Annotated in this window: 22 protein-coding genes; 6 read left to right on the forward strand and 16 right to left on the reverse strand. The window is 67.2% G+C overall.

The genetic code is table 11. The annotated features are described in order from the left end of the window. Positions 1-9 precede the first annotated feature (9 nt). Complete coding sequence (locus IWX77_RS03430) at positions 10-2,067, reverse strand: MMPL family transporter (RefSeq protein ID WP_196843128.1); 2,058 nt, start codon at positions 2,065-2,067, stop codon at positions 10-12. A 100-nt stretch (positions 2,068-2,167) separates the two neighbouring features. On the opposite strand from IWX77_RS03430, the gene IWX77_RS03435 reads away from it, so the two are divergent. Both IWX77_RS03435 and IWX77_RS03440 read left to right on the forward strand, forming a co-directional pair. After that, positions 2,168-2,650, forward strand: a complete 483-nt coding sequence (locus IWX77_RS03435; protein WP_196843129.1) for a Fur family transcriptional regulator — start codon at positions 2,168-2,170, stop codon at positions 2,648-2,650. 45 nt (positions 2,651-2,695) lie between these two features. Continuing rightward, positions 2,696-4,186 (forward strand): catalase, encoded by a 1,491-nt coding sequence (locus IWX77_RS03440; RefSeq protein ID WP_196843130.1) that lies wholly within the window; start codon positions 2,696-2,698, stop codon positions 4,184-4,186. 68 nt (positions 4,187-4,254) lie between these two features. Here IWX77_RS03440 and IWX77_RS03445 read toward each other — a convergent pair whose 3' ends face one another. The 5 genes from IWX77_RS03445 to IWX77_RS03465 form a co-directional block, all read right to left on the reverse strand. Then, a complete protein-coding gene (locus tag IWX77_RS03445) occupies positions 4,255-4,614 on the reverse strand; it encodes a Fe-S oxidoreductase (protein ID WP_196843131.1) in 360 nt (119 codons plus the stop codon). A 3-nt stretch (positions 4,615-4,617) separates the two neighbouring features. After that, positions 4,618-6,081, reverse strand: a complete 1,464-nt coding sequence (locus tag IWX77_RS03450) for a dihydrolipoyl dehydrogenase family protein (protein WP_196843132.1) — start codon at positions 6,079-6,081, stop codon at positions 4,618-4,620. 144 nt (positions 6,082-6,225) lie between these two features. Further along, complete coding sequence (locus IWX77_RS03455) at positions 6,226-7,014, reverse strand: crotonase/enoyl-CoA hydratase family protein (protein WP_196843133.1); 789 nt, start codon at positions 7,012-7,014, stop codon at positions 6,226-6,228. Positions 7,015-7,227: 213 nt separating this feature from the next. After that, positions 7,228-8,004 carry an arginase family protein gene (locus IWX77_RS03460; RefSeq protein WP_327012059.1) on the reverse strand — a complete coding sequence of 259 codons (777 nt, stop codon included), beginning with the start codon at positions 8,002-8,004 and terminating at the stop codon, positions 7,228-7,230. Between the two features lie 161 nt (positions 8,005-8,165). Beyond that, the gene (locus IWX77_RS03465) at positions 8,166-8,897 is read right to left on the reverse strand and encodes a PspA/IM30 family protein (protein WP_196843135.1); all 732 of its coding nucleotides are present in this window, start codon (positions 8,895-8,897) and stop codon (positions 8,166-8,168) included. A 256-nt stretch (positions 8,898-9,153) separates the two neighbouring features. Here IWX77_RS03465 and IWX77_RS03470 point away from each other — a divergent pair, with 256 nt between their 5' ends. Further along, positions 9,154-9,936 carry a gamma-glutamyl-gamma-aminobutyrate hydrolase family protein gene (locus IWX77_RS03470; RefSeq protein ID WP_196843136.1) on the forward strand — a complete coding sequence of 261 codons (783 nt, stop codon included), beginning with the start codon at positions 9,154-9,156 and terminating at the stop codon, positions 9,934-9,936. 138 nt (positions 9,937-10,074) lie between these two features. Here IWX77_RS03470 and IWX77_RS03475 read toward each other — a convergent pair whose 3' ends face one another. Further along, positions 10,075-11,325 carry a trans-sulfuration enzyme family protein gene (locus IWX77_RS03475; protein WP_196843137.1) on the reverse strand — a complete coding sequence of 417 codons (1,251 nt, stop codon included), beginning with the start codon at positions 11,323-11,325 and terminating at the stop codon, positions 10,075-10,077. A 448-nt stretch (positions 11,326-11,773) separates the two neighbouring features. Between IWX77_RS03475 and IWX77_RS03480 the strand changes: the two genes are divergently transcribed. Continuing rightward, positions 11,774-13,057, forward strand: coding sequence for an allantoate amidohydrolase (locus IWX77_RS03480; protein ID WP_196843138.1), 1,284 nt, complete (start codon positions 11,774-11,776; stop codon positions 13,055-13,057). 522 nt (positions 13,058-13,579) lie between these two features. Here the strand turns inward: IWX77_RS03480 and IWX77_RS03485 are convergent. Continuing rightward, positions 13,580-15,436 (reverse strand): gamma-glutamyltransferase family protein, encoded by a 1,857-nt coding sequence (locus IWX77_RS03485; protein WP_196843139.1) that lies wholly within the window; start codon positions 15,434-15,436, stop codon positions 13,580-13,582. 113 nt (positions 15,437-15,549) lie between these two features. Beyond that, the gene (locus tag IWX77_RS03490; RefSeq protein WP_334353632.1) at positions 15,550-15,723 is read right to left on the reverse strand and encodes a hypothetical protein; all 174 of its coding nucleotides are present in this window, start codon (positions 15,721-15,723) and stop codon (positions 15,550-15,552) included. Between the two features lie 334 nt (positions 15,724-16,057). On the opposite strand from IWX77_RS03490, the gene IWX77_RS16940 reads away from it, so the two are divergent. Next, positions 16,058-16,291, forward strand: a complete 234-nt coding sequence (locus IWX77_RS16940) for a hypothetical protein (RefSeq protein ID WP_334353633.1) — start codon at positions 16,058-16,060, stop codon at positions 16,289-16,291. A gap of 199 nt (positions 16,292-16,490) precedes the next feature. Next, the gene (locus IWX77_RS03500; RefSeq protein ID WP_196843141.1) at positions 16,491-16,997 is read left to right on the forward strand and encodes a hypothetical protein; all 507 of its coding nucleotides are present in this window, start codon (positions 16,491-16,493) and stop codon (positions 16,995-16,997) included. Between the two features lie 36 nt (positions 16,998-17,033). On the opposite strand, the gene IWX77_RS03505 is transcribed toward IWX77_RS03500, so the two are convergent. From IWX77_RS03505 to IWX77_RS03535, 7 genes are all read right to left on the reverse strand, one after another. Continuing rightward, positions 17,034-18,035: an FHA domain-containing protein gene (locus IWX77_RS03505; RefSeq protein ID WP_297414254.1), complete on the reverse strand. Its 1,002-nt coding sequence runs from the start codon at positions 18,033-18,035 to the stop codon at positions 17,034-17,036. A gap of 2 nt (positions 18,036-18,037) precedes the next feature. Beyond that, positions 18,038-18,289 (reverse strand): hypothetical protein, encoded by a 252-nt coding sequence (locus tag IWX77_RS03510; RefSeq protein ID WP_196843311.1) that lies wholly within the window; start codon positions 18,287-18,289, stop codon positions 18,038-18,040. A 168-nt stretch (positions 18,290-18,457) separates the two neighbouring features. Continuing rightward, complete coding sequence (locus tag IWX77_RS03515) at positions 18,458-18,736, reverse strand: HPr family phosphocarrier protein (RefSeq protein ID WP_196843142.1); 279 nt, start codon at positions 18,734-18,736, stop codon at positions 18,458-18,460. A 116-nt stretch (positions 18,737-18,852) separates the two neighbouring features. After that, positions 18,853-20,583, reverse strand: coding sequence for a phosphoenolpyruvate--protein phosphotransferase (gene ptsP, locus IWX77_RS03520; RefSeq protein WP_297414256.1), 1,731 nt, complete (start codon positions 20,581-20,583; stop codon positions 18,853-18,855). A 93-nt stretch (positions 20,584-20,676) separates the two neighbouring features. Continuing rightward, entirely contained in the window at positions 20,677-22,689 is a 2,013-nt protein-coding gene (locus tag IWX77_RS03525; protein ID WP_196843143.1) for a PTS fructose transporter subunit IIABC, read from the reverse strand. Next, positions 22,686-23,687: a 1-phosphofructokinase family hexose kinase gene (locus IWX77_RS03530; protein ID WP_196843144.1), complete on the reverse strand. Its 1,002-nt coding sequence runs from the start codon at positions 23,685-23,687 to the stop codon at positions 22,686-22,688. The genes IWX77_RS03525 and IWX77_RS03530 overlap by 4 nt, the downstream gene beginning before the upstream one ends. Then, a complete protein-coding gene (locus IWX77_RS03535) occupies positions 23,684-24,472 on the reverse strand; it encodes a DeoR/GlpR family DNA-binding transcription regulator (RefSeq protein WP_196843145.1) in 789 nt (262 codons plus the stop codon). The genes IWX77_RS03530 and IWX77_RS03535 overlap by 4 nt, the downstream gene beginning before the upstream one ends. Positions 24,473-24,643 lie beyond the last annotated feature (171 nt).

Here is a 24,643-nt window from a genome sequence, read left to right on the forward strand (position 1 = left end):
GGCTCCCGACTAGCGGTGCGTCGAGACCGGCCGCGACGGCCACCAGAACCGGTCGTCGACCAGAAAGACCAGGGCCGGCACGAGCACGGTGCGCACGACGAGGGTGTCGAGCAGTACCCCGATGCAGACGATCACACCGATCTGGGTGAGGGCGACGACCGGCAGCACTCCGAGCACGGCGAACACGGCCGCGATCAGAATGCCGGCGCTCGTGATTACCGCGCCGGTCGACGAGAGCGCGCGCACCATGCCCTCGCGGGTACCGTAGCGCCGGGCCTCTTCGCGGGCTCGCGTGGTCAGAAATATGTTGTAGTCCACGCCGAGAGCCACCAGGAATAGAAAGGCAAACAGCACGACATTGGTGTCGAACGCGGCAAAACCGAGCAGGTTCTGAAAGATCAGGTTCGAAGCGCCGAGGCTGGCGAAGAAGGTACCGAGCACAGTGACAATGAGCAGCACCGGCGCCAGGAGCGACCGCAGCAGCAGCGCCAGAATGAGAAAGACGATGCCCAGAATCAGCGGCACAATCAGGTCCTGATCGCGTTCAGCGCTCGTCTTCGTGTCGAGGGCCGTGGCATCGCTGCCACCGACCAGCGACTGCGCAACCGGGCCAGCGGCATTCGCTAAATCGGTGCGCAGGTGGGTGATGGTCGCGAAGGTGGCGTCGCTGCCCGGTTCGCTGTCGAGGGTGACGTCGATGCGAGTCAGCCCGCCGGCATTTTCGCCGGCCACCGCAACGGACACCCCCACGGTCTTCACGGCGACCGCCACGGCGTCAGCGGATGCCGCATCCGGCGCGAGCACGACCGTCTGACTGGTCAGCCCCGCCGAAAAAGACGCGTCCACGATGTTCTGTGCCACGACCGACTCCGGGTTGCCGAGCAGCTGGTCGGCCTGGGACAGCCCGACGGCGGCGCCGTTCAGCCCGAACGCGAGGGAACCGATCGCGAGAACAGACACGACCGTGATGATCACCGGATGCCTGGACACTCCCCGACCGAGCCGGGTCCAGAAACCGGTGTGCACCGGCGCAGCCTGGGCCTGCACCCGCGGAATGAACGGCCAGAACAGGCCGCGCCCGCAGACCACGAGCGCGGCCGGCAGTACGAGCAGGGCGAACAGAATGGCGATGAGCACGCCGATGGCGCACGCGATGCCGAGCGCCCGGTTGCCGGCGAGCTGAGCAAAGACCAGGGTAGCGAGGCTCAGCGCCACCGTGCCCCCGCTCGCCGCGATGGCTGGGCCGGCGCTCGTCACGGCGGTGCGCATGGCCTCGTTGCGATTCTCGGTGTGCAGCAGTTCCTCGCGGTATCGGGCCACGAGCAGCAGGGCATAGTTGGTGCCGGCGCCGAACACGAGCACCGATAGAATTCCCGAGATCGAGGCATCGAGGGCGAAACCGAGCGGCTCGGCCAGCGCTCCGGCGACCTTGCCGGCGAGGCCGTCGGCGAGCCCGACCACGACGAGCGGCACGATCCACAGCACCGGGCTGCGATAGGTCACGATGAGGAGAACCGCGACCACGATCACGGTCACGAGCAGCAAGCGAAAGTCGGCTCCGGCGAAGGCGTTGGTGATGTCGGCCTGAAAACCGACCGGCCCGGTGACAGCGGCGGTCAGTCCCGTGGGCAGCCCGGTCGCCGCGGTCCGGCGGATGTCGGTGGCCGTCTTCGCAATATCGGCCGTCGCCGCCGCGGCATCCAACGGCAGCACGCTCAGCGCAGCCTGGCCGTCATCGCTGAACTGCGGCGTCGAGGCGCGCGGGGCGATCGACGCCGCCCCGAGGTTTTCGGCGGCCGCGGTGATCGCACTGCGGTCGGCCGTCGTCAGATCGGCGCCGTCCCTGCTCCAGACCACGACCGCGGCGGTCTGGTCGGCGGAGGGAAACTCGGCCAGCAGAGCGGTGACCTGGGCGGCCTGGCTTGTGGTCGGCAGGCCTGCGGCCGGAAAGTCTTCGGCCTGGTTGGAAGGGAGCAGCGCGAACAGCAGGCCGACCGCCACGACGGTGCCGAGCAGTACCGCCCACGCGGTGCGTTTGCCGGTGATGAAGCGCGTGATGGCGAGCACAGTTCCTCCAGAATCTCGATGATCGCAATCCTAACGAGCTCATTCAGACAGGAAGCGTGTGTTGTTTTGAGTAAATCAAAACAAGTACTAGGGTGGGAACATGACAACCACCAGGGCAAGCCACGACGGCGCGGCGCTTCGCCTGGCCGCGGCCGACGCCAGCCTAATCGCGGACAGCATCCGCTCGGCCGGTCTCAAAGTCACCGCGCCGCGCCTGGCCGTGTTACGGGCCCTCACCGGCATGCCGCATTCCAGCGCCGATGCCCTGTTCGGCGCGGTGCGCTCAGATCTGCCCGGCACCTCGCTGCAGGCGGTCTACGGGGTGCTCTCCTCGTTCAGCACGGCCGGGCTCGTGCGCAAGATCGAACCAGCTGGCTCGCCCGCACTGTTCGAGCGCCGGGTCGGCGACAACCACCACCACCTCGTCTGCACGCGCTGCAACGTGGTGCACGACGTGGACTGCGTCGTCGGTCATGCTCCCTGCCTCACCCCAGCGGATGCGCTCGGCTTCGACGTGCGCGCCGCCGAGGTCATCTACTGGGGCCTCTGCGCCAGCTGCCAAGCCGAGACTGCCCACCCCTAACTTCCCCGTCAACCTCGCGTTGCTGATCCACACTCAAGGAGCACTATGACCATCAAGACCACGACCAGCCAGACGGGAACGCCCGTCGCCAGTGACGAGCACTCCCTCACCGTCGGCGCCGACGGTGTCACCGCGCTGCACGACCGCTACCTGGTCGAGAAGCTCGCCCAGTTCAACCGCGAGCGCATTCCGGAGCGTATTGTGCACGCCAAGGGCGGCGGAGCGCACGGCGAGTTTGTCGTGACCGGCGACGTCTCGAAGTACACCCGCGCGGCCGTGTTTCAGCCGGGTGCAACGACCAAAACCCTGCAGCGCTTCTCCAGTGTTGCCGGCGAGCAGGGCAGCCCCGACACGTGGCGAGACGTTCGTGGTTTCTCGGTGAAGTTCTACACGACCGAGGGCAACTACGACATCGTCGGCAACAACACCCCGGTGTTCTTCATTCGTGACGGCATCAAGTTTCCCGACTTCATCCACTCGCAGAAGCGTCTGCCGGGCACGGGCCTGCGCGACGCGACCATGCAGTGGGACTTCTGGACCCTCTCCCCGGAGTCGGCGCACCAGGTCACCTATCTCATGGGCGACCGCGGCCTGCCGCGTTCGTGGCGCGAAATGCCCGGGTTCGGCTCGCACACCTACCAGTGGATCAATGCGGCCGGCGAGCGCTTCTGGGTCAAGTATCACTTCGAATCCAACCAGGGCAACGTCGAGATGGAGGGATCCGAGGCCGAGCTCATCGCCGGTGCGGATGCCGACTACTACCGTCGCGACCTCTCCGACGCCATCTCTGCCGGCAACTTCCCGTCGTGGAACGTCTCCGTGCAGGTCATGCCGTACGAGCAGGGCACCACCTACCGGTTCAACCCCTTCGACGTGACCAAGGTCTGGCCACACGCCGACTTCCCGCTCATCCCGGTCGGCACGCACACCCTCAACCGCAACCCCGACAACTTCTTCGCCGAGATCGAGCAGGCGGCGTTCTCTCCGGCCAACCTCGTGCCCGGCATCGCGGCGAGCCCCGACAAGATGCTCTTGGCCCGCATCTTTTCCTACCCCGACGCCCAGCGCTACCGCGTGGGTACCAACTACGCCCAGTTGCCGGTCAATGCGCCGAAGAGCCCGGTCAACGGCTACTCGGCCGATGGCGCCCAGCGGCACCACTACAACGCACCGAGCGAACCCAACTACGCGCCCAACTCCCTCGGCGGCCCCGTTGCCGACCCGGCCGCCGCCGGCGAGGGCGCGTGGGAAGGCGACGGAACACTGCTGCGTGCCGCCGCTACCCTGCGCAGCGAAGACAGTGACTTTGGCCAAGCCGGAACGCTCTATCGCGAGGTCTACGACGACGCCGCCAAGGCACGGTTCCTCGACACCATCACGGGTGCCATCAGCGCAGTGACACGCCCCGAGGTCACCGAGCGTGCCATTGGGTACTGGACCAGCGTTGACGCCGACCTCGGCGCCAAGCTGCGCGCGAACCTCGCCGTCTTCGCCGAGGCTGCAGCGCTCGACGCCGAGTACGTCGCCGCGCAGTAGCACTTCCTGCCATGACACAAACCGCCCGGCCTGCAACAGGCCGGGCGGTTTTGTGTACCCGAGCTGACCTACCGTAAGTAGCCGCCCTTTTTCAGGCCGGCCTCGATCTCGAAGCGATTCTTCCGCGGGTTGCGCCCGGCGACCGCGTACAGCAGCGGAAAAACCATGCCGAACCGCTGCCACTGGCTTTTGTGTACGGCTTCGTGCTCGAGCACGTCTGCCGTGACGTTCTGGTTGGTGAGGTAGCAGCCGCCCACGCACGATCCGCCGCGCCCGAACGTCCACGGCGGCATGCCGCGAAACACGAACAGGCCCGCCCGTTTTTCGACGCGCCCGGTGCTCCAGATCGAACCCCAGACCAGCCCGAACGCGGTCGCGTACAGGTAACCGGCCCGGCTGACGGGCGAATCAAAGAGGATGCGACGCATCCCCTACCGTAACTCCTCATCGGTGAACCCGGGACGGCCATAGGCTTCGAGGAGGCGCAGCCACACCTCGCTCAGGGTGGGGTAGCTCGGCACGGCGTGCCACAACCGGCTGATGGGCACCTCGCCGACGATGGCGACCGTGGCCGAGTGCAGCAGCTCGGCCACGTCTTGGCCGACGAAGGTGACGCCGAGCAGAACCTCCCGGTCGAGGTCGAGGACCGCTCGCGCTTTACCGACATAACCGACGGCGAGCACCGAGGCGCCGCCCAGGTTGGCGAGGTCGTAATCCAGAATGCGGATGCGATACCCCGCCTTCACGGCCGACGCGGCGGTCAGCCCCACCGAGGCGACCTCGGGATCGGTGAAGGTAACCTGCGGAACGGCGGCGTGGTCGGCCGTCGCGACGTGCGCGCCCCACGGTGCATCGTCGACCCGGCTGCCGACCGCCCGGGCCACGATCGCGTCGCCGGCCGCGCGGGCCTGGTATTTGCCCTGGTGGGTCAAGAGCGCCCGGTGGTTGACATCGCCGGTCGCATAGAGCCAATCGCCGACCAAGGCGGGGGAGTCACCCTGAACGAGCAGAGTGTCGTCAACGGTGAGCCAATCGCCTGCCTCGAGGCCGACCGTGTCGAGGCCGAGGTCGTGTGTGCGCGGCGTACGACCGATGGCCACGAGTACCCTCTCGGCTGTGACCGCCGTTCCGTCGTCGAGGCTGAGCGTGACGGCACCGTCGGTCTCCCGGTGGGCCGCGGTCGTGGACGGCCCGACCAGCACGGTCACACCGTTCTCCTGCAGGGCGGCGGTGACGAGTTCGCCGGCGAACGGCTCCTGCCCGCCGAGCAGGGGACTGCGGGCTATCACGGTGACCGCCGACCCGAGCGAGGCGTAGGCGGCGGCCATCTCGGCGGCGACGACCCCGCCACCGATCACGGCCAGGCGGGGCGGAATCTGCTGGGCACTCGTCGCGTCACGGCTGGTCCAGGGGTTGATGTCTTTCAGGCCGGGAATGTCGGGCAGCAGCGCCGCTGACCCGGTACTGACGACCACGGCGTGCTTTGCCGTGAGCACGGTCACGGTGCCATCGTCGCCGGTCACGGTGACTTCGCGCAGAGCGGTGAGGCGGGCATGGCCGCGCACGAGGTCGATGCCGGCCGACTCGAGCCATTTCGCCTGGCCGTCATCCTTCCACTGGCTGGCGATGGAGTCGCGTTGTTTGAGGGCGGCGCGCACGTCGACGGAGCCGGTGACGGCCTCGGCGGCGCCCGGTACCCGCCGTGCCGCCGCGAGGGCGGCGCCGCTGCGCAGCAAAGCTTTCGACGGCATGCAGGCCCAGTACGAGCATTCACCGCCGACGAGGTCGCTCTCGACGACGACCGTACGCAGGCCGCCCTGAGCGGTGCGGTCGGCAACATTTTCTCCGACAGCGCCGCCTCCGATCACGATGACGTCGTAGCTCTGACTCGACATTGAATCTCCTGACTGGGGTGGCGGCCGGTTTCGAGAAGCCTACCCCGAGGTTCCAGACCTGGGCCCACCTGATGAAACCGGGCCCAGGATCTATCACGTGCCCGCTTTCCGGGCCCGGTGCACAAGAGAGGGTGCGAAGTGGGTTCAGCGTCCGAGGAAGACGGCGGGTGTGCGAGTCAGGAAGGCCTGGAGGCCGATTCGGCTGTCCTCGGTCTGCACCAGGCGGGCCAGGGCCGGCTGCAGCGCTACTTCAGCGGATGCCGCCCCGTCGCGCTGCGCGAGTCGGGCGTTGGCGAGGGTGGCCTGGATGGCGAGCGGAGCCTGGGCCGCGATCTTCTCGGCGAGTTCGAGGGCCCGGTCGAACTGGGTGCCGTCGGGCACAATCTCCTGCACAAGGCCCATTCGGTGCGCCTCGGCGGCGTCGAACAGGTCGCCGGTGAGCAGCCAGCGCATCGCGTTGCCCCAGCCGGCCGCGCGGGGAAACCGGATCGTCGCGCCTCCGAACGGCAGAATACCCCGGGCGACCTCGATCTGGCCGAACCGGGTCGACTCGGCGGCCACGACAATGTCGCTCGCGAGCATGAGCTCGATACCGAGGGTGAGGCAGGTGCCCTGTACGGCGATGACAACCGGTTTGGTGAGCGATTGACCATCCACTTGCCACGGATTGATGCCGCCCTCCGGCACCATTTCGAGCCCGTTCGGGCCGAGTCGGGGGCCGATGTCGGCGAGGTCGAGTCCAGCCGTGAAATGGTCGCCGACAGCGTAGACCAGGCCCGCGCGCAGCTCGGGGTCGCGGTCGAGTTCACCGTAGGCGAGTGCGAGTTGCTGCAGCAGGGAGAAATCCGCGGCATTGCGTTTCTCGGGCCGGTTGAACCCGATCAGCAGAATATGGCCGCGGCGTTCGGTGAGAATGCGGGGCTGGTCGGTCATGGGGCCTCCATCGGCTGGTGTGACGTGGCGTGCTGGTGTGACGTGGCGTGTGGCAAGTGGATGTCGCATGGGGGAGCACTGTGAGGTGGGAGCACTGTGACGTTGGAGCACTGTGACGTTGGAGCACTGTGGTGTCTGAGAGCTCGGGGGAGGTGTGGTTGGGGGAGAGCACGGTCGCTGAGCCGGCCCACCAGGTGAAACCCGAGCACCGAGCTAACGCGTGAGCGCCCCGATGATGCGCAGGATGCTCGGCAGATCGTCGGTCGCGGCCTCGGGCGAGGCCGGCGCGAACCCGGTGATGGTCGCTCCGGCGAGGGTGAACTCGGCGCGCAGCGCGGTGATCGCGCCGCCGAGATCCGCCACGCTCAGCCCGAACGGAATGAGGTCGCTGAGGCCCTCGAGGGCCGACGGATCGAGCACGTCGAGGTCGATGTGCACAAAGACGTGCCGGGCGCCGGTTCTCGTGACCGCCGCTACGAGCGCGCTCGGGTCGGACAACTCCGAACACGACACACTCACGAGACTGCGCTCGTGCAGCAGCACGTCCTCGGCGTCGTCGACGTCGCGAATGCCGGCGAGCACGACGTTGTCCAGTGGAACGGTGCTCGCGGCGGCCAGCTCGAGTTCGGCCGGCCCGTCGCCGCTGATCGCGCGCAACACCATGCCGCTGAACCCGCCCGACGGTGAGGATTCGGGCGTGTGCAGGTCGGGATGGGCGTCGAACCAGACGACGGCCAGGTCGCCCGGATGTCTGCGCGCCGCGTGTTCGACGGCGGCCAGCGCGATGCCGCAGTCACCGCCGATGGAGAGCGCCCAGTCGGTCGTGTCCTTCAAGACCTTGGTGTGGCGTTCGCGCACCTGCTGGATCGCGGAGAACCGGTTCACGCCGGTATCGAGCGCATCACCGGCCTCGACCGGCACGTCGACCAGACGCGTCGCCGAGAAGGGCAGGTCGCCCTGAATGGCCGCCGCCCCGTCGACTAGGCGCATGGCGCGTGGAGAAATAGAACCCTGCCACTGCGGCACTACAACGAAGGTGGGAGCCATACCTCAGTATGGCGCAGCGACCGGGGCGGAAAGCATCCGCTTCGCCAGCAGCGAATTTCTCGCTGAGACCCGTCGAAGCGGATGCTGCCGGTCACCTACCCGGATTAGCGCTCCAGCGCGGCGGTCGAGCCGGCCTTCAGTGCCGCGAGGCGGGCATCCACTTCGGTCAGCTCGCCGAGGTCGTCGAGGCTTTCGAACTGGGCGTCCAGGCTCGACGCGGTGAGCTCCTGCGCGCCGCGCACGCGGGCTTCTTCTCGACGGATCTTGTCTTCGAACCGGTTGACCTCACTCGTGGGGTCCATCATGTCGATGCTCTTGACGGCGTCCATCACCTGCACCTGCGCCTTGGCGGTCTTGGAGCGCGCCACGAGCTCCGAGCGCTTGTTGGTGAGCTGCACCAACTTCTCTTTCATGGCGTTCAGGCCGGTCTTGAGCTGGTTGACGACGGCGGTCTGCGCCTGAATCTGCGGTTCGGCGGTCTTCGCCTCCTTCTCGGAGGTGAGCTGACGACCGAGCGCGACCTTGGCGAGGTTGTCGAACTTGTTGGCGTCGACAACATTGCCGACCATCCGCAGCTCGTCGGCCTTACGGCTCGCGGCAAGGGCCTTGTCCCCCCACTCCACGGCGGCTTCCTGGTCTTCGCGATAGTCGTCCTCGAGCAGACGCAGGTTGCCGATGGTCTCGGCGATCGCGCTCTCGGCGTCGGAGATGCTGCTCGAGAAGTCCCGCACCATCTGGTCGAGCATACGTTCGGGGTCTTCGGCCGAGTCGAGGATGGCGTTGATGTTCGCCTTGGCGAGCTGGGAAATACGGCCGAAGATGGACTGCTTGGTCATTCGGGTGTCCCTTCCATAGGTGTGGTCCTGGTTGAGAAATTCCGCCAGGAAAGTGCGTGCATGTTCAGAGTTTAGGGTGACCGGCAGACATGAGTCTGGGAACATTAGAAAGTCCGCGCCGGGGAGGATGTTGCCCCGTGTTACGGGGCCGCTCGCGTGCCAGGCCCACGCCGCGCACACTGAATACAGCACAGCACAGCACAGCACAGCATCGCTCAGTACAGCACAGCAGAATCGACATCGACGGGAGCCCGGCATGAACGAAGAATTCACGAACCGGATGCTCGTCATCGTCGAGGTCACCGGGGCTCGTCCCGACCGCCCCACCTATCACGCCCAGGTGCAGGTGCTCAATTCCCGCGTGGCTGCCGACGCCGAAAGGGCCGGTTGGGCCGTCAACCGGGTTGCCGCGGCCGACGTCACGCCCGCCGACCTGCTGTGCATCACAGCGGATGCCGACGCTCTCGTCATCGTCGGCGGCGAAGACGTCACACCGCACTTCTACGGCGGCACTTCGGGCTACGAGGGCGAAACGCAGCACTTCGCCACCGCCGACGAGGGCCAGATCGCCCTCGTGCAGCGCGCCCTCGCGCTCGGCACCCCGCTGCTGGGCATCTGCCGCGGCCTGCAGATCATTAACGTCGCGCTCGGTGGAAACCTTGTGCAGCACATCGATGACGGAATCCACAAGAACATCGACGTGCCGATCGACCAGATCCTTTCCACCCACGAGGTGTCCCTGTCCGCTGGCAGTACCCTCGCCGTGAGTCTGGGCCGGGTCGACATCTCGGTGCAGAGCGCCCACCACCAGATCGTCGACCGTCTCGGAGCCGGACTCGTGGCCGCCGCCCACGCATCCGACGGACTGATCGAAGCCCTCGAACACGAGAGCGCGCCGATCACCGGTGTGCAGTGGCACCCGGAAGCGCCCGATTCTCCGGCCGATCAGCTTGCCCTGCTCCTGTTCGGCCTGGCCACGCAGCACGAGGCCCGCATCCGCTCCGAGCGCCGGGTCGCCGCCACCGCCCTCGTCGCTTAGCGTCCGACGTTCAACTCTCGCCCGTCTCCGCGGGGTTCGCTGGGGTTTTCGCGTCGGCGAACGGGTGCCCGATCTCGTGTGGGGCCAAGAATGGCCCCGCCACCAGCTCGGGCCAGCGAAAAACGCCGCCGCGTCTGGCTATGGAACAGCCGCGTCGAATGTCGCGTCGAGAGCTGACGCGAGATCCGCCACCAGGTCAGCGGTGTCTTCGAGGCCGACCGATAACCGCAGGTGTCCGAACGTGCGAAACGGTGCCGGGTAGGCCGCAACACGAGGCCCGGAATTGTCAACGTGCACGATGAGCGACTCGTCGTGCCCGAGCGACACGGCCGAGGTGATCACGCGCAGGTTCGCGACGAACCGGTTCTGGGTCGACGTGTCGCCATCGACGGCGAACGCGAGCATCCCGCCGAAACCGTGGCGAAGCTGCCGAACTGCCACGGCGTGCTGCGGATGCGATGCCAGGCCCGGGTAGGCGACGTACGCGACCCGGGGATCGGCCTCGAGAAAACGTGCGATGGCGAGCGCTGAACTGCAGTGCTGTCGAATGCGCAGCGGCAGAGTCACCGAACCGCGCATGATCAGCCAGGCATTGAACGGGCTGATCACGCCGCCCACATCGACCATCGCGTCGAGCTTGATCCGGCGAATCAGCGCTGCACTGCCGATCACAGCGCCGCCCATCGCGTCGCCGTGCCCGTTGATGTATTTGGTCAGCGAGTGCACGACGAGGTCGGCTCCGTGTTCGATCGGTCGAAACAGCGGCGGTGGAGTAAAGGTGTTGTCGATCGACAGCAGGGCACCGGCCTCGTGCGCGATCGCGGCGATGGCCGCGACATCCGTCACCGCGGTCGTGGGGTTGCCAACCGTCTCAATGTGAATCAGACGCGTCGCCCCGCGGATGGCTCCGCGCACCGCATCGAGGTCCGTCGCGTCGACGAAGGTCGCCTCAATGCCGTATTTGTCGGGCAGCAGTTCGGTGAACAGCCGGTAGGAGGCTTCGTAGGTCACGTTGGCAACCACGACGTGGTCGCCGGTCTTGAGCATCGTGAAAAACACGGCGTGCAGGGCGGCGACGCCGCTGGCCAGTGCCACAGCGTCTTCGCCGCCCTCGAGCACGGCGAGCTTCTGCTGTAAACCCTGCTGATTGGTGCCGGTGTTGCGGGTGTACAGGCCGGGTGTCGCGCCCGACCAGCTCATCATCGACGGATCCTCCGGCAGTGCATAGGAGTTCGCCATCACGATCGGCGTGCGCAGTGCCCCGGATCCGGCATCGATCGCGTTGCCGGCGTGCACCGACTGGGTTTGAAAGCCCAGCGTGGCCGGATCGTGCTTATTCGGCCGCGGTGCCGGGCTTGAGGTGGGGGGCGGATCGGTGCGAGAGCTCATTCCCCCACGCTAAGCCCGCCGCGCGATCCGGCGCCGAACGTTACGTCGTGTGTTAGAGCCAGGTTCGAGCCGGACGGGAGCCGGGCGCACCAGGAACTCACGGCGGGGCGTCGGCGGGACCGAAAAAGCCCCGGCACTTCTCGCCTGGGGGGAGGTGAGAAATATGCCGGGGCCAATCGTTGGAGTGGGGGAACTCCGTAAACAACCGTACGGGGCATGGCCTGAGAAGAGGCTGACAGAAATGGAAATAAGAGTCTACCCCGCGGCGAGCGAAGTATCTCCCGGTCGGTCGGTTTGTTATGTATCCGTTGCAACCACCGGCCTGTCGGGTCGTCACTATTCTGAACCTGGCCCGGGGCGCCCGGCATCTGACGGGGTGCCCAGCAGCTGACGGGGCGCGGCCCCACGCCGTACGCTGAGTCCACCTGCCTGTTCACGACGTCGCCCCATGGAGGATTTCATCATCGACCGCGTTGACAACATCACCCTGCTCCCACCCCGCTCCGGGCCCGCCGACACGGTGGCCGGTCTGCTGTCCGAAATCAGCCGGATCGGCACCGACCAGCAGCACGGCGGCTACTGGCGGCCGGTCTTCTCGACCGCCGAATTCGATCTCCGCGCCTGGTTTCTCGCCCACGCGGCCAAACGCGGGCTCGACGTTACGACCGACCGCAACGGGGTCATCTGGGCCTGGTGGCACACGCCCGACGGCCGCACCGGCAACGCCGTCGTCACCGGCAGCCACCTCGACTCGGTGCCCGGCGGCGGAGCATTTGACGGCCCACTCGGGGTGGCCTCGGCGCTCGTCGCCGTGGACATTCTGCGGGCCGACGGCGTCCGCCCCGAACGCCCGCTCGTCATCGCGGTGTTTCCCGAGGAGGAAGGGTCGCGGTTCGGCGTCGCCTGCCTCGGAACCCGGCTACTCACCGGCGCGATCGACGTGGATCGCGCCCGCACCCTTCGCGACCGGAACGGCGACACGTTCGCCGAGGTGGCCGCGCGTAGCGGCATCGACCCATCTCGCCTCGGCCCCGACCCCCAGATGCTCGCCCAGATCGGCACCTTCATCGAACTGCACGTCGAGCAGGGCCGCGACCTCATCGACCGAAAGCAGCCGGTCGGTATCGGCTCGTCGATTCTCGGCCACGGACGTTGGCGCCTCAGCGTCACCGGCCAGGGCAACCATGCCGGCACGACCCTCATGACGGACCGGCGCGACCCGATGATCGCGGCGGCGGGGATCGTCATGGACATCCGCGACACGGCCCGCGCCCATCCCGGTGCTCGGGCGACCGTCGGCCGGCTCGAACCCGTGCCGGGCGGCACGAACGTGATCGCCTCGCGGGTCGACCTATGGCTCGACGCGCGCCACCCCGATGACGAGGTGACGGCATCCGTTGTGACTACGATTCTGGCGCACGCCCGCCGGATCTCCGCTGCCGAGGGCTGCACGGTCGAGCTCACCGAAGAGTCGGTCAGTCGCACCGTCGACTTCGACGGGGCGCTGCGGGATCGCCTGAGCCTGCTACTTCCGGATGCTCCGGTGCAGCACACCGGTGCCGGGCACGACGCCGGAATCCTCGCCCGGTTCGTGCCGACGGCAATGCTGTTCGTGCGAAACCCCACCGGGGTGTCACACTCTCCCGAGGAATATGTCGACGACAACGATGCCGAGGCCGGTGCGCGTGCCCTCGCCCGGGTGCTGGCTGACCTTCTCGTGCGCGCTGGATGACGCGGACGCTGAACACGGACGCTGAACACGGACGCTGAACGCGGGCAGCTGAACGCGGGCAGTTGACCAGACGGGCGGTTAGACAACGAAAGGCGGTGTCGACCCGAGAATCGGGTCGACACCGCCTCCAGTGTTTATCGATGGTGTCAATAGCTCAGGCAGCCCGGTGTTTGGCAGCGCCCACCGCGGTCGTGGAGTGCGCCCACGTGAGCATTTCGGCCTGCGCACGCCGACGGCTTGCGGCGGTCTGTTTGGGGGGTACCGGAACGGTCATTCGGGAACCGGGGCAATCGTCGGTGGAGTTCGCTAATGAGTGATAGGTCGCGAAGCGGGTATCCGACGTGATCCACACCATCTGCTGGCATTCTGGGCACTCTGTCTGCAACATTTTCACGATTGTCCGTTCCATCGCCGACTCGGGTAATCGGTTCGATAGCTCCAATGTAGTGGGGATAGACAGGTCGATGTCCTCCCCCGTCATGGGGGCAGAGAATTACTCGAAACGGTGCTATTCGTGCAGGGTTAGCGACCGGCGGCGTATCCCTGAGCTCCGCGTGGATTGGCCGCCGCCTGCAGGAGCCCGCTGAGCGGGTTGCGGGTGACCGCCGAGATGCGGCCGAGCGCCCAATCGCCGGCCCGGGTGACGTGGTGGCCGCGCCGCTCCAGTTGCTCGATGACGGCCTCGCCGAGTCGGTCTTCGACGACGGCGCCGCCGGGCTCCCAGGTGCGTGGCCAGAACGACCCCGGAAACGAGGTGCTGTGAAAGGCTGGCGCATCGATCGCCTGCTGCGGGGTGTAACCGCCGACGATGGTACGTAGCAGGTAGAGCAGCTGCCACTGGTCCTGCTGGTCGCCGCCGGGGGAGCCGAGCGCCGTCACCGCCTGGCCATCTCTCAATACCAGGGTCGGGGTGAGGGTGGTGCGCGGGCGCTTGCCGCCGGTCAGGGCTGAGGGCGCACCGGGCTCGAGCCAGGTCATCTGCAGGCGGGAGCCGAGGCAGAACCCCAGCTCGGGAATGGTCGGCGATGACTGCAACCAGCCGCCCGACGGCGTCGCCGACACCATATTGCCCCAGCGGTCGACGACGTCGATGTGGCAGGTGTCGCCGCGCAGCTCGCCGGTCGACAGCGTTTCGGGCTCCGCCTCGTCGGGGGCCGGTTGGGCGACCGTCGGTTCGCCGACCGCAGCGGATGCCCCCGCGCCCTGCTCCGAAAGCGTCTCTGTCGTGTACTCGGTGCGCAGTACCGGGTAATACGGGGCGTGGCCGGGCACGATGCCCGGGCGAAACTCGTACGAGGCCACATCGGTGATGAGCGCCCGACGGGTGGCCGCATAGTCGGCCGAAAGCAGGCAGTCCAGCGGCACGACGGCGTCGCCGTAGTACGCCTCACGGTCGGCGATGGCAAGCTTCTGAGCCTCGAGAATGGTGTGCACGCCGAGCGCGGTCGACGGGTCGAGTTGTTCATCGCTGAACCCCTCCAGAATCATCAGGGTTTGCAACAGCGCCGGTCCCTGGCCCCAGGCGCCGGTCTTGGCGATGGTGTGGCCACGAAACACCACGGTTGTGGCATCTTCGATGCTCGCTTCGAAACCGGCCAGATCGGCCAGGGTCATGACGCCGGCGTGGTCGGTACCGGAGGAATGCCGGTGCGCCGTGCGGCCGAAATTGACGATGGCACGGGCTACGAACCCCTCCCGCCATTCCCGCCGAGCCGCGTCGATGCGCCCCTCGCGGGTGGCGGCGGCGGAGTCTGCGCTCGCCGCGAGTAGGCGGTCGAGGCTCTTCGCCCAAGCCTCGTTGGTCACGATGTCACCGGCTTCGGGGAGGTGACCGTGCGGCATCCACTGCGCGGACGAGGTCGGCCAGTGGTCGGCGAACAGCGCCGCGACCGAGCCGATCGTCGCAACGACCCGTCCGAGAATCGGATGCCCGTCGCGCGCGTACCCGAGGGCGAAGGCGAGCACGTCCGGCAGTTCCCAGGTGCCGTAGTCTCGCAGCAGCAGGAGCCAGGCGTCGACGGCGCCGGGTATGGCCGCGGCGAGCTGGCCCGACCCGGGAACAAGGTCGAGGCCCTCAGCCCGGTAGTGGTCGATCGTGGCCGCCTGGGGGGCAGGACCCTGCCCCATGAGCACGCGCGGAGCATCCGGTTCGCTCGTCGTCACGAACACACCGGTCATGTCGCCGCCGGGGCCGTTCAGGTGCGGTTCGACGATGTGCAACACGAAGGCGCCGGCCACGGCGGCATCGAAGGCGTTGCCGCCGCGCTCCAGCACGGCCTGGGCGCAGGCGCTCGCAAGCCAGTGCGTCGAGGCGGTCATGCCGAAGGTTCCCTGCAGGGTCGGACGAGTGGTGAAGACGTTCGGGGCGGTATAGGTCACCCGACTACCCTCGCACGTGTGCTGGCGGGGCGCCGGTCGGCACCCCGCCAGCCGGGGAGTTACGTGCGGCGTCGCCCGATACCGGGTCATCGTGCCGGCCGTGATGTGGTCGTTCAGGTGAACGCCTCGCCGGTGATCTCGCCCTGGCCCGACGGCGCATGGTTCCAGTCGACGTCGTCGGTGCCAATCGGCCAGATGCGCGCGGGATGCTCGTTCGTTTGGTGACGCGGCCGGAGGGGGGCGTCGATTTCGACCGTGCCGGCTCCTCCTTCGGGCCGGGCGTGCACCGGCTGGCCACACCTCAACACCGGCGTGGTAGTGCCCGGACCCTGCGAAAAATGCTGCCGGTCAGTCGCGCCGAATCGTGAAATGATCGGGCTAATAGGTAGGAGCCACTGATGAGTAACTATTCGACTGGCCGATCAGATCGACTGCGCCAGGTCGTGGTCATTGGCAGCGCGACCTTCGCTGTGGTGGGGTCGTTTGTCGGGTCTGGTGACGCGGGCGGTACACCCATTCAAAATGCGTCGGGTGGAGCGCTCGCCGCCGACGCGATCCTCAGAGCGCCGGGTGGACCGGCTTTTATCATCTGGACCCCGATCTACCTTGGACTGGTCGGGCGTGCTCGTGATCAAGCTTGCCGGTCTCGTCGGAGTGGGTCTGGCCGTGTTCGGCCGAGGACGATGGGCGCCGACAGCGGCGCTCGCCCGGGGCCTCGGGTGGGTGGCGGTCGCCCGGCTGACCGGAGATGCCCTGTCCGTGCCCACCGCTGTCGCTGCGATCGTCGCGGTCCTCGTTGTCGTTGGTGTCACCCTGCGCGAACGAGGCCACGACGCACACGGCCGCCGAGTCTGACCCGGCTACCCGACTGGCCTGAAGTCAGCGTTCCCTCCGGTCAGTCGTTGTCCGTGAACTGCACAGCCACTGAACTGCACAGCCCCAGAACTGCACAGCCCCAGAACTGCACAGCCCCAGAACTGCACAGCCCCTGAACTGCACAGCCCCAGAACTGCACAGCCCCTGAACTGCACAGCCCCAGAACTGGAGACGCACCATGAACTTTGATTGGCAATTGAACGGTCTGCCCCTGCACGTCCTCATCGTGCACGCAGTCGTGATCGTGGTGCCGCTGGCCGCACTGTGCGTTGTGCTCACCGCGTTCTGGCCAGCGGTTCGACGGCGGCTGGGCATCGTAACGCCGCTCGTGGCCCTCGCCGCGCTGGTGCTGGTTCCCCTGGCAGTGCAGGCGGGCGAGTGGCTGCAATCACGCCTCGTCAACGTCACCCCGCTGCTCGGTGCGCACACCTCTCTTGGCCAAACCCTCCTGCCGTGGGTGATAGCGCTGTTTCTCGTGGCCGCACTGCAATGGGTCTGGTATCGCTACATCGCCGCCGCGCGTGCCCGTTTCGCATCCGCTCTGCCGAACCGCACCGGGCGTCTCGCGGTCACCATTGTGCTCAACCTGGTGGTGCTCGTGAGCGCAATCGGATCGGTGGTGACGGTGGTGCTCATCGGAGAGTCAGGCTCACGGGCGGTCTGGACCGGCCTCTTTACGTCGTGAGGGTGCTGCACCGCAATGCGGCACCCCCTCTCCTGGTTAGGCGCGCGGCCTCGGCGGCTGCGGTTTCTGGTACGCCAGCTCGCCACCCACCCGCCCACCGAACGGGCGGCCATGGTCGGCGAACTCCTCCCGAAAGTAGCCCATGCGCCACGGACCCATTTCGAGCCGCGAGCCGGTGCGCAGAATCTGCCCGTTTTTGATGCTGCGACCGTCCTCGTTCGGCCGGGAGCTGCCGGCGACGTCACCGACGGCAAACAACCGGTACTCGTCGTTGTTGTCGTGGCGAATCTCGGCGTGCACGGGTTTCAAACCGGGCAATTGCAGGTCGGCATTGGCGGAGGAACCGATCGTCGTGGTGCCCGGCAGCAGGTCGAATTCCCGGGGCATCTGCCCGTTCCAGTTCTCCGACCCCACGACGAAGATGAGGCGGGGACGCCCGCTTCCCCGCCTGTAATGCGTCGTCGTCACTCCACGACGGCTGCGCCGGTCGAAGGTCGGCGCGATCGGGAACACGGTTGATGGCGGGAGCGGAATGGCCACCGGCATGCGTGCCTGCCCCCGAATGCGCGCCTGGACGAGCGGTCCCAGCGCGTTTCGCGACCCGAGAACGATGTGCGGCGACCGCGTCACCAGGCGTTGGGCGACGGATGCCTGCACGTCGCCGAGACGGGCGATCAGCCCGACCGGGCCGGTGAGGGATACGGTCAGGCCGCGTGACGCCAGCTCAGCGGCCAGCGTGCGCAGTGGTTCGAGGTTGAGGCCACGACCCTGCACGAACATTTCGGGGTTGCTCGTGAAGATGGTGATCTCCGTGCCGTCGGAGGTCACCGTGCCCTGCATGGCATCCGCCGCCCCGAAGGAATCACCGAATTCCGCGCCGGTTGCCTCGGAGTTCGGGTCGGCGCGTGAAGCACCGAGCGCACCCGACGGCTCAACCAGGGAAAAGGCGAGATCTATGTGCAGATTCACGACAGATCGCGCCGTCTTCGAACCCACCGTCTTCGAACCCGCCGCCGGTGAGCTCGCCGAGGAGCTCATGGTCAGCTCCGAAAAGGGTCAGAGCCGAGGGATTTCTCGTCACTTGTCGTGACCCGCAGGGTGCCGTTGAGCTTCCACACGGCGCGTGGGGCGTCGGGGCCGATGTCGCGGGGAACCTCGACCATCATCTCGATGAAGCTGTAATTGATGGCTGCGCCCTTGCCCGTGAGATAAGACCACATCTCCTGGCCGAGATCGGTCCAGTCTTTGATGCTGTGTTCCTCGACGTCAGGCGAGCTCTCGACATTGCCCAGGTATGTCTGTCGTTCAGTCACGATAGGTTCCTTTTCGCTCGCAAACAGGATGGTGCGGGTTCCGGCAGGTGCACCGGCCTCGTGGGCACGAATTCGTGCCATGAGATTCACCTAGTTTAGGTACCTAGTTGCGCGTGTCCAAGGGAGGGAGCCAAATGGGGGCAGAAACTATTCGGCGTCGAGATCGGTCTCGAGAATTTTGACCAGGGAGTCGAGTGCCTCGTCGGCACCCTCCCCTTCGGCCCGAAGCACGACGGTGTCGCCGTTGGAAGCGCCCAGGCTCATGATCGAGAGGATGCTCGAGGCGTCCATGGCGTCGTCGGCCGGTTCGCCGGCCATGGCGATCGTGACCTCAAGGGGTAGCTCGCCCACGGCGGCGACAAAAATACCGGCCGGGCGGGCGTGCAGGCCGACGCGGCTCGCGATGACGGCGGTTCGTTCAGACATGGGATCCTCCAGGGTCGGCGCGTGAAAAGTTGGGGCTCGGAAAAATTCGGCCTGTGAAAAGTTGGGGTGAGAACCTCGTTCGGCGGAACGGGGTTTGATGGACCGGACCCACTGGGTCAGAGACCCAGCTGATCAAGTATGGGCAGTTTTTCGCGAACCAGGCGACGGGCATCCGCGGCCGTGTGCGCCGTCAGGGCGAGTGCGGCCAGTTGCTGCGCCTCCGGGAGCGTCACGCTCGCGAGTACCGCAGCGACGGCGGAGAGAGCCCGCGCGGTCATCGACAGGGTCGAGATGCCGAGTCCGACCAGCACGACCGCCAGGGCGGGGTCGGCCGCAGCCTCGCCGCAGACACCGACCGGCTTGTCGTGGCCCTCGTCGCGAGACCCGGCCACGGTCAGCCGAATCAGCTGCAGCACGGCGGGCTGCCACGGTGTGTTGAGGGCCGCGAGCGGGCCGAGCTGGCGGTCGGCCGCCATTGCGTACTGGGTGAGGTCGTTGGTGCCGAGGCTGACGAACTCAACGTGTTCGAGAATGCTCGCAGCGGTCAATGCGGCCGCGGGGACCTCGACCATGACGCCGGGTGTTGGCAGTCCGGCGGCCCGGCAGAGGCCGGCAAAGTGCTCGGCCTCCTCGGCGGTGGAGATCATCGGGGCCATCACCCAGACCTGGGCCCCGGTGCCGTCGGCGGCTTGCGCGATGGCCGCCAGCTGGCGTTCGAGCACGCCGGGGGAGGTGAAATCGGTGCGGTATCCGCGCACGCCGAGGGCCGGGTTCGGCTCGGAGGCATCCGTCAGAAAAGGCAGCGGCTTGTCGGCGCCGGCGTCGAGTGTGCGCACGACCACCTTCTTGTCGGGGAAGGCATCAAACACTCCCCGGTATGCCTCCACCTGTTCCGCCACAGACGGTTCAGTGTCGCGTTCCAGAAAACAAAACTCGGTGCGCAGCAGGCCAACACCCTGGGCGCCGGCCGCCGCGGCCTTGACCGCATCCTTCGCGCCGCCGACGTTGGAGAGCAGCGGAACCGGGTGACCATCCTTCAGCCGCCCGGTGCCGTCGAAAACGGCGAGGGCGGCCGTCGTTGTCTCCCATGCCTTCGCGAGGGCGAACTCGTTCGCGCCGGGGTCCACCAGAACAGTACCGGCCGCGCCGTCGACGAAGACGCGGGTGCCATCGGCAAGGCCGTCAACCCCCACTGCCGCGACCACCGCCGGCAGCCCGAGGGCCCGGGCGATGATGGCCGTGTGCGACTGCGGGCCTCCGCCAGAGGTGACGAGCGCGAGCACCTTCGATGGGTCGAGAGTGGCGGTGTCGGCCGGCGCGAGGTCGTCCCCGACCAGGACAAACGGGGTATCCGAGTACGGAATTCCGGGGGCTGGAACATGGCGCAGCTCGGCAACGATGCGCCCGCGCACGTCAAGAACGTCGGACGCTCGCTCGGCCATGTAGCCGCCGAGGTTGTGCAGCATCTCGGCCACCGATGCCGCTGCGTCCCAGATGGCGCGTTCCGCCGAGGCACCGTTGGTGATGAGCTTGACGGCGGCTTTGACCAGCATCGGGTCGTTCGCCATGAGGGCGGTGGCCTCAAGTACCGCTCGGCCAGCGCCGGAGGCGCCGACCGAGCGATCGGTGAGGTTGGTCTGCACGGCTTTCGCAGCGTTACGCAGGGCGGCGGATGCCTCCTCCGACGACGTTCCCTCGGCCAGGCGCTCGCCCACAGCGGGTTCGCGTACGGCTTTGGGCATCAACAGAATGGAGCCGATGATGCGTCCGGGGCTCACTCCGACGCCGGCGAAGGTTCGGCCGATTTCGGTCTGGTCTGTATCGGCACTGCCTGAAAGCGTCTGCACGATCGTCCTCGATTCCCTGTGCCAGCATTCGGCTGGCGTCACTGTACTGCGTGTCGTTCTGCGCGGGTAGCCAGCGCGACGGTACTTCTCTGGTCAGGCGTTGACGAGCACGGCTTCCGGGGCGTCAACCGCGCGCTTCCGCACCGCGTAGCGCTTGAGCCCGACGACGGCAAACGCCGATACAACAGTACCGATCGCGATGGCAAGCAGGAACAACCAGAAGTTGTCGATCGCGAAGAACACGAACACTCCGCCGTGCGGTGCCTTGCTCGTGATGTTCCAGGCCATCGAGAGTCCACCGGTCACGGCGGCTCCGAGCATGCCGGCCGGAATCACTCGGAACACGTCGGCGGCGGCGAATGGAATGGCGCCCTCGGAGATGAAGGACGCACCGAGCAGCCAGGCCGCCTTGCCGTTCTCGCGCTCCGCGAGGCTGAACAGCTTCTTATCCAGCACGGTGGCCAGAGCCATCGCGAGCGGCGGCACCATGCCGGCGGCCATGACCGCGGCCATGATCTGCCACGGCGCCTGGTTGGCGAGGCTTGCCGCGCCGAGGCCGGCGACGGCGAAGGCGTAGGCAACCTTGTTGACCGGTCCGCCGAGGTCGAAGGCCATCATGAGCCCGAGAATGACACCGAGAATGACAGCGGATGTCCCGGTCAGGCCGTTCAGCCAATCACTCAGACCGACGGTCAGCAAAGCGATCGGCCCGCCGAGAACGATGAACATCAAGCCGGAGGCAACGATCGACGCGATCAGGGGAATGATCACGACGGGCATGAGGCTCCGCAGCCAACGCGGAACCTTGAGTTTCGCGAAACTCACGGCCACGACACCGGCGAGCAGACCGCCGACGATGCCGCCGAGGAAACCGGCACCCATGAAGCCGGCGACGGAACCCGCGACGAAGCCGGGAGCAATGCCCGGGCGGTCGGCGATGGCGAAGGAGATGTAGCCGGCCAGCGCCGGTACGAGGAAGCCCATCGACAGTGCGCCGATCTTGAAGAAGACCGCCCCGAGATAGATGAGCATGCCGCCCTCTGGCAGGTTGAACAGACTGTTGTTGATGACAACGTCGTCGGCGACCTTGGTGATTTCATAGCCTCCGAGCAGAAAGCCGAGGGCGATGAGCAGGCCTCCGCCGGCCACGAACGGAATCATGTAGCTGACGCCGGTGAGCAGCGCGCGCTTGAGCTTCTGACCCAGGTGCTCGCTCTTCTCCTCCGACGAGCCGCCGACGTTGACGGTGCCGCTCACTCGACGGGCGTTCGGGTTGAGCGCGGCCGCGAGGGCCTCCTCGATCAACCGGCCGGGTTCATCGATGCCGCGCTTGACCGGGGCGTTGATGATGGGTTTGCCGGCAAAGCGTTCCCGGCCGCGCACGTCGACGTCGACGGCGAAGATCACGGCGTCGGCGGCGGCGATGACGGCAGGGTCGAGCGGAGTGACACCGGCCGAACCCTGCGTTTCCACCTGCAGGTCGACTCCGACGGCCCGGGCTGCGGCAACGAGGGAGTCGGCGGCCATGTAGGTGTGCGCGATACCCGTCGGGCAGGCGGTCACGGCGACGATGCGCTTCATACCGGTCGCGGCGGGGCCGGTGCTGGCATTGGCGTTGTCAGCGCCGCCGGCGTGGGCACCGACCGCAACGGCAACCGGGGTGACGACGTTGTTGACGAGTTCCACGATCTGCTGCGCGGTTGACGCGTCCCGCAGAGCGGCGGTGAAGTCCTTCTTCATGAGCGACCGGGCGAGCTTGGCCAAGATCTTCAGGTGCTCCTGGTCGGCGCCGTCCGGTGCGGCAATGAGAAAGACGAGGTCAGCCGGGCCGTCCTTCGAGCCGAAATCGACCGGGCGCGACAGGCGCGCCAGGGCGAGGGTGGGCTCCAGCACGGCGGTGGAGCGGCAATGCGGAATAGCGAGACCACCCGGAATGCCGGTGGCGGTCTTTGCCTCGCGGGCGAGGGCATCCGCATAGAGAGAGTCGATCTCGGTTGCACGACCCGACGCGACGACGAGCTCGGCCAAGTGCCGAATGACGTCTTTCGGCTCGGTTCCGAGATGGGCGTCCAGAGCAACGAGCTCCGGGGTAATCAGTGCACTCACTGGTCATCCTCCTTTGGATGTGTGGCCAGTACGGGCCGCGCGGCCAGTACTGGGACAAGGTCCGTCACGGTGACGTCGCCGGGGTTGGTTTGGTGCAGGGCGGGAACGGTGGAACCGGGTAGGGAAGCTGCGGCGGCGCCGTGGGCGGCGGCCTGGCGCAGGCAAGCAGGGGCGCTCGCACCGGCAGTGCTTCGCAGCAGGTAGCCGGCCAGGGCCGAGTCGCCGGCGCCGACGGTGCTCACGGCGGTGATCGGGGGAGTGGTGGCGAGCCAGCTGCCCTCGGCCGTGACGAGCACGGCGCCCTTCGCTCCGAGGGTGGCCAGCACGGCACCGACGCCCCCCGCGATGAGAACGCGAGCCGCGTCGACGACGAGGTCGGGGTTTGCCTCGAGCGTGTCACCGTCGAAGAGCCCGCTCAGTTCCGCGAGTTCCTCGCCGTTCGGCTTGAGCAAATCGGGCCGGGCCAGAGCCGCGGCGGCGAGTGGGCCGCCCGAGGAGTCCACGGCGACCTTCGGTGCGTGGCTTCCGAGTCGGGCGCGCAGCTCGCGCATGATGCGGGCATAAAAATCGTCGGGCACGCCCGGTGGAACCGACCCGGCCAGTACGAGCCAGCTGGCGCCGACGGACTGCTTCAGCACGAGGTCGATGAGAGCGTCTTGTTGGGCGAGGCTCAGCACGGGCCCGGGTTCGTTGAGCTTGGTCGTCGTGCCGTCGGGTTCGGTGATCGCGACGTTGCTGCGCAGGGGCGCGCCGATCGGCAGGCCGAGGTGGGGGATCCCGTGGCTGGTCAGGGCGAGCAGCACCGGGTCGTCGGCGTCACCGGGCAGAATTGCGAGGCTGCTGATGCCGCTCGCTTCGAGGGCGCGGCAGATGTTGACGCCCTTGCCGCCGGGTTCGCCGTGGGCGGCGACCGCCCGCTGCACCTCGCCGCGTTCCAGCGGGCTGGACAGTTCGATGGTGCGGTCGAGGCTCGGGTTGGGGGTCAGGGTGACGATCATGCGATCACCACGTCGACGTTCGCCGCGGCCAGCGCGGCGGCGAGGGCAGCCGATGGCGCAGCATCCGTTATCAGGGTGTCGATCGCAGCGAGGGCGGCAAAGCAGACCAGCGTCTCCTGGTCGAGCTTGCTGGAATCGGCGAGTACGACAACTCGCCTGGCCGAGGTGACCATGGCCGACTTGACGGCGGCTTCGACCGAATCCGGCGTGCTGAGCCCGAAGGTCGTGCTGATGCCGTTTGTGCCGATGAAAGCGATGTCGGGGCGGAGCGCCCCGAGTTGCGCAACGGTGCCGGCGCCGACAATAGCGCTGGTCAACCCGCGCACCCGACCGCCGAGAATGTGCAGCTGAATCGTCTCGTTGCGGGAAAGTTTGCCGGCAATCGGAACCCCATTGGTGATCACGAGCAGCTGATCACCGTTGCCGGCGGGCGTCCAGCCGGCCAGTCTGTCGGCGAGATGCTCGGTCGTGCTGCCGGCGTCGAGCACGATCGAGCCGGTGCGGCTCGCGGGAATCATGCGCATGGCGGCGTCGGCAATGCGGGACTTTTCGTCGAGGCGTTGCGTCTGACGTTCGGCGAGGCTCGGCTCCGACAGGCTCAGTCGGTCGATGGCGACGGCGCCGCCGTGCACGCGACGCAGCTGGCGTGCTGCTTCGAGGGTGTCGAGGTCGCGGCGCACGGTCTCGGCGGTGATGGCAAAACGTGTGGCGAGGTCGGTTACGGTGACTCGACCCTGGGTGGCCACGAGTGCGGCGATCAAGAGTTGACGTTCTTCGGCGAACATGAATGTCTCCTCGATGCTGAGTGACGTGGGTCACGAAGTTGGTTTCATTGACTTTAGCTGTGTTTATTTTTGTTTGTCAACAAAAAAAGAAGATAAACAAAGAATCGGTGTGAGCGGCATCGTGCGAGCTGGGAGAGCGGATGCTACCGGTCGGCACTGTCGGTGCGCCCC

The organism is Cryobacterium sp. CAN_C2 (genome assembly GCF_015751745.1).
Taxonomy (GTDB): Bacteria; Actinomycetota; Actinomycetes; order Actinomycetales; family Microbacteriaceae; genus Cryobacterium.